Consider the following 3,955-nt stretch of genomic DNA (forward strand, 5'->3'; position numbering starts at 1 on the left):
AATACTTAAAGACAAATGGAAAAGTACGGTTCAAAAACTCGCAATATAAAATTGAACGAATAGTTAGCCACCCTTTGTGGGAAGATAAAAAATTTCCGAACGATATCGCTCTTGTCCGATTGTCTAAGCCAATCAAGTCTGCAACGATTGCTAAACTATATACGTCTAGCGACGAGGTTGGGAAAATTGCAACTTTTATTGGTCGTGGCGATCACGGTAATGGTCTTAACGGAATATCTGGCGCAGATGGCCAAATTAGATTGGCCAAGAATCAAGTCGATAACGCGGAAGGTCAATGGGTAAGATTTACTTTCGAACAAGGAGATGATGCTCTGCCTTTAGAAGGAATAAGTGGCCCCGGAGACTCAGGCGGACCTGCTTATATAAATTTCGAAGGGCAACTATTTATCATTGGTGTTAGTTCATGGCAGAACGCGGAGCCGACTGAATGGGAAGAGGCTAGATATGGAGTTATCGAAAACTATTCAAGAATTTCACACTTTCAAACGTGGATTAAACAGACAATTGCGGATGGGGTCCTCTAGCAAGACGCTAAACACGTTCACTTCGTTCACTGGGACAGCAACACAGCGGCGCTTCGCGATTATGCCGCTACGTCACTGCCCGTTAGCTTAGCATTAGGCAAAAATGTATAGAGTTCTGATACTTTTTTTAGTAGTGGTAAATTTTGAGAGCTTGGCGTGCAGAGTTCCCAATAGCAGTCTCGCACTTAATCACCTTATTAAAGTTAGTTTTGGAAAATCGAGAGATGATTTTACGGTTGAACTTCCCATTCAAGTGGGAAACTTCGGGAGGCCGACTGCTTATTTGAAATATAGACCTGAAAAATTGGAGATGGATGGATCTCAATTTACCTCGGTTATCGATCTCAGCGAGATGTATGAAAAACTATTGGGCAGTTTTACTGTCCCGGATCGAGTTTCATTTGTTCCGTATTTGGAAGTTTATTGGCCATCCCCAGCGAGTGAAGGCTGTGGAGCAGTAGGTTACGTCAATATAAGGAAATTACCTTAGTATGCCTAACAAGTTGCGTCAGTTAGCCTTGAGCAACGCGGTTGGAACAAATACTCGCTGGGCTCGCATTTGCCACTTCGCAAAGCGATGATATCCACTTCAGTAAAATTACTAGCTCTACAGTGAGCTTGGTGGACTATTTCGAAACGTCCGCGTCTGAACAAAAGCACCAGTCAAAGCATTGCTTGAGCTCAACAGCTACCCTCAGCCAGTTCGAGTCGGCAGCAGTTCACATAAAGCGATTTATCAATAACACCTGACTTCGGGTATACTCCCGTTTCTTTTTCATTCTCTGCGGGTACCGCGACAGTCAGGACAGGTAATAATGAGTTCAGATCAGGCGAAACGTCTTAATAAATACATTAGTGACACAGGCTTTTGCTCGCGCAGAGAAGCCGACAAGCTGATAGAACAAAAGCGGGTCACGATTAACGACAAGCAACCTGAACTAGGCACCAAAGTGAACCCCGGCGACAAGGTAAAAGTTGACGGCAAAGTCATTGGCGCGGTTGCACAAGACAAGTCTGATCGGGTTTATATTGTGTATAACAAACCCATCGGCATTACCTGCACTACAGAGCGTCATGTGAAAGGCAATATCATTGATGCCATTAATCACAAAGAGCGCATCTTCCCTATTGGCCGCCTGGACAAACCCTCGGAAGGCCTCATTCTGCTCACCAGCGACGGTGACATCGTGAATAAAATTTTGCGCGCTGAAAATGCCCACGACAAGGAATACGAAGTTACCGTTAATCAACCCATCAGCCCGCGCTTTTTGCAGAAAATGGCAAAAGGGGTGCCCATTTTAGGCACGGTAACCAAACCCTGTACCTTAAAGCCCAAAGGCAAATTTGGTTTTAATATTATTCTTACCCAGGGATTGAATCGCCAGATCCGTCGTATGTGTGAGTTTTTAGGCTACGAAGTCACTAAGCTGAAGCGCACTCGCATAATGCACATTACGTTAGGCAATTTACGTCCTGGTCAGTGGCGCAACCTCACGGAGCAGGAATTAAATGCGTTGAATGCTGCTGTTCGGCATTCCAGTAAAACCGCGGTTGAGTAATGCCTTAACTGCACCAGCCATGTTTCTACCCGTTGTTCAGGAATTGTCATGACCGGTGAATTAGCCGCCATTACCACAGCATTGTGTTGGGCCATTGCGGCCAGGTTGTTTCGATTATTAGGCCGTTCATTCTCGCCATTAGCGATGAATTTCTGGAAGGGCTTTATTGCCATTGTTGTGCTGAGTGCTATTACTCATTTTTTGTTGCCATCAGTGAGCTTAACGTGGTCGGTTTGGGGATGGTTATTGCTAAGCGGGGCCATTGGTATTGGCCTGGGCGATACGTTTTTCTTTCAGGCACTGAATAAGATTGGCGATGCGCAAACGATGCTGGTGGCGGAAACCCTGGCGCCTATATTTACCGCGTTGCTGGCGATGGCCTGGATTGGCGAATGGTTAAGCTGGCAACAGTGGCTGGGTATTGCAATAGTGATCCTGTCGGTAGACATGATTGTTAAATTACAAAAGCGCGCTACCCTGGCACTCTTTTCCGTGTCTGGATATGTGTTGGCTGCGCTTGCTGCACTGTGTCAGGCCGTTGGGGCGGTAATCAGCAGGGACATGCTGGTAAGTGTTGAGCTGGATGCTTTTCACGCCAGTCAAATACGCCTGTTCGGTGGCATCGCCATTATTACGGTACTTATGTTGGTTTTTAAGCAGCGCTGGTTGCCGAATACGCCAAATCGCCTGCGTACCTGGATGGTATTCGGGTTAACCGCCCTGGTTGGCACCGTGCTGGCAATTTACCTGCAAATGGTGGCCTTTTCGGCTACCAAAGCTGCGGTGGTACAAACCTTATTTGCCAGTAGCGTGGTGCTGTCGCTAGGCATTGCCTGGGCAACCGGTGAACGGGTTGGCCGCCCTACGTTTATCTGGTCGCTGGTTGCGCTCACTGGCGTAGCTATTTTAGTGTGGTTAGCGTAAATTCTACGCAACTGTGACTTGCTGAGGGTAAATAAATGGACGTAACCAATTTGTGGGCTTTTGTGCTGTCGTGTCTGTTGCTGAATATCCTGCCAGGACCTGATTCACTTTATATTATTGCGCGCGCAGCAAGTCAGGGCGCAAAAGCCGGTATTGTGGCTACGCTGGGTATAATTAGTGGTGTGAGTGTACATATACTTGGCGCAGCCGTGGGATTAGGGGCGTTGCTTGCCACATCAGCCTGGGCATTTACTGCCGTGAAGCTGGCGGGTTGTTTGTATTTATTATATCTGGGCATCAGCTTGCTGGTTGCAAAGCGAGATAATATCGACACAGTAGAAAAGCCCCATGTGAAGCCCGCCAGTTTTCGGCGAATCTACACCGGCGGTGTACTTACCAACGTACTAAACCCAAAAGTGGCATTGTTCTTCCTGGCCTTCGTGCCGCAGTTTATTCCGGCTGATGTAGTAAATAAAACGCAGGCGTTCATATCGCTGGGTGGCATATTTGTTTTTACCGGTACCCTTTGGTGCATTTTGCTGGCGCTGGCTACGGCCTTCATGCGAACTAAACTGGGTGGCGTAAAAGGATTAGGTTTCTGGTTAAACAAAGCGGCAGGCGGGTTGTTTGTGTATTTTGGTGTGAAGCTTGGGCTGGCAAGCGCTTAAAGGCCTGAGATTGCCGTTAACCACTACCATTCGCATGGCTTTTTGACCTGCCTGGCAACGATTTTCGCGATTGCAGACGGTTTTACGCGTTATCACCGAATAATTCTTGTGCGGCCAGATATTCACCTATATAATGCGCGCCCTTACAGCCAACTAAATCAAGTTCCTTGTCTCCATGCAGCCGGCTGTTCTGTCGAGACTACAACCGTAAGGAGCGTTTAATGCGTCATTACGAAATCGTATTTATGGTTCACCCTGA

Annotated in this window: 4 protein-coding genes; all 4 read left to right on the forward strand. The window is 47.1% G+C overall.

The window, feature by feature from the left end; translation table 11 throughout:
- The coding region (locus ACLR2L_RS19350; RefSeq protein ID WP_413370547.1) for a trypsin-like serine protease at window positions 1-545 on the forward strand (545 nt) is incomplete at its 5' end.
- Window positions 546-1,360: 815 nt separating this feature from the next.
- Complete coding sequence (gene rluF, locus ACLR2L_RS19355; RefSeq protein ID WP_140961078.1) at window positions 1,361-2,104, forward strand: 23S rRNA pseudouridine(2604) synthase RluF; 744 nt, start codon at window positions 1,361-1,363, stop codon at window positions 2,102-2,104.
- Between the two features lie 48 nt (window positions 2,105-2,152).
- Complete coding sequence (locus tag ACLR2L_RS19360) at window positions 2,153-3,028, forward strand: DMT family transporter (RefSeq protein ID WP_413370549.1); 876 nt, start codon at window positions 2,153-2,155, stop codon at window positions 3,026-3,028.
- 35 nt (window positions 3,029-3,063) lie between these two features.
- Window positions 3,064-3,696 carry a LysE family translocator gene (locus ACLR2L_RS19365; RefSeq protein WP_413370551.1) on the forward strand — a complete coding sequence of 211 codons (633 nt, stop codon included), beginning with the start codon at window positions 3,064-3,066 and terminating at the stop codon, window positions 3,694-3,696.
- Window positions 3,697-3,955: the final 259 nt, after the last annotated feature.

This window comes from Alteromonas sp. AMM-1 (genome assembly GCF_047290655.1).
In the GTDB taxonomy this organism is placed as follows: Bacteria; Pseudomonadota; Gammaproteobacteria; order Enterobacterales; family Alteromonadaceae; genus Alteromonas; species Alteromonas mangrovi.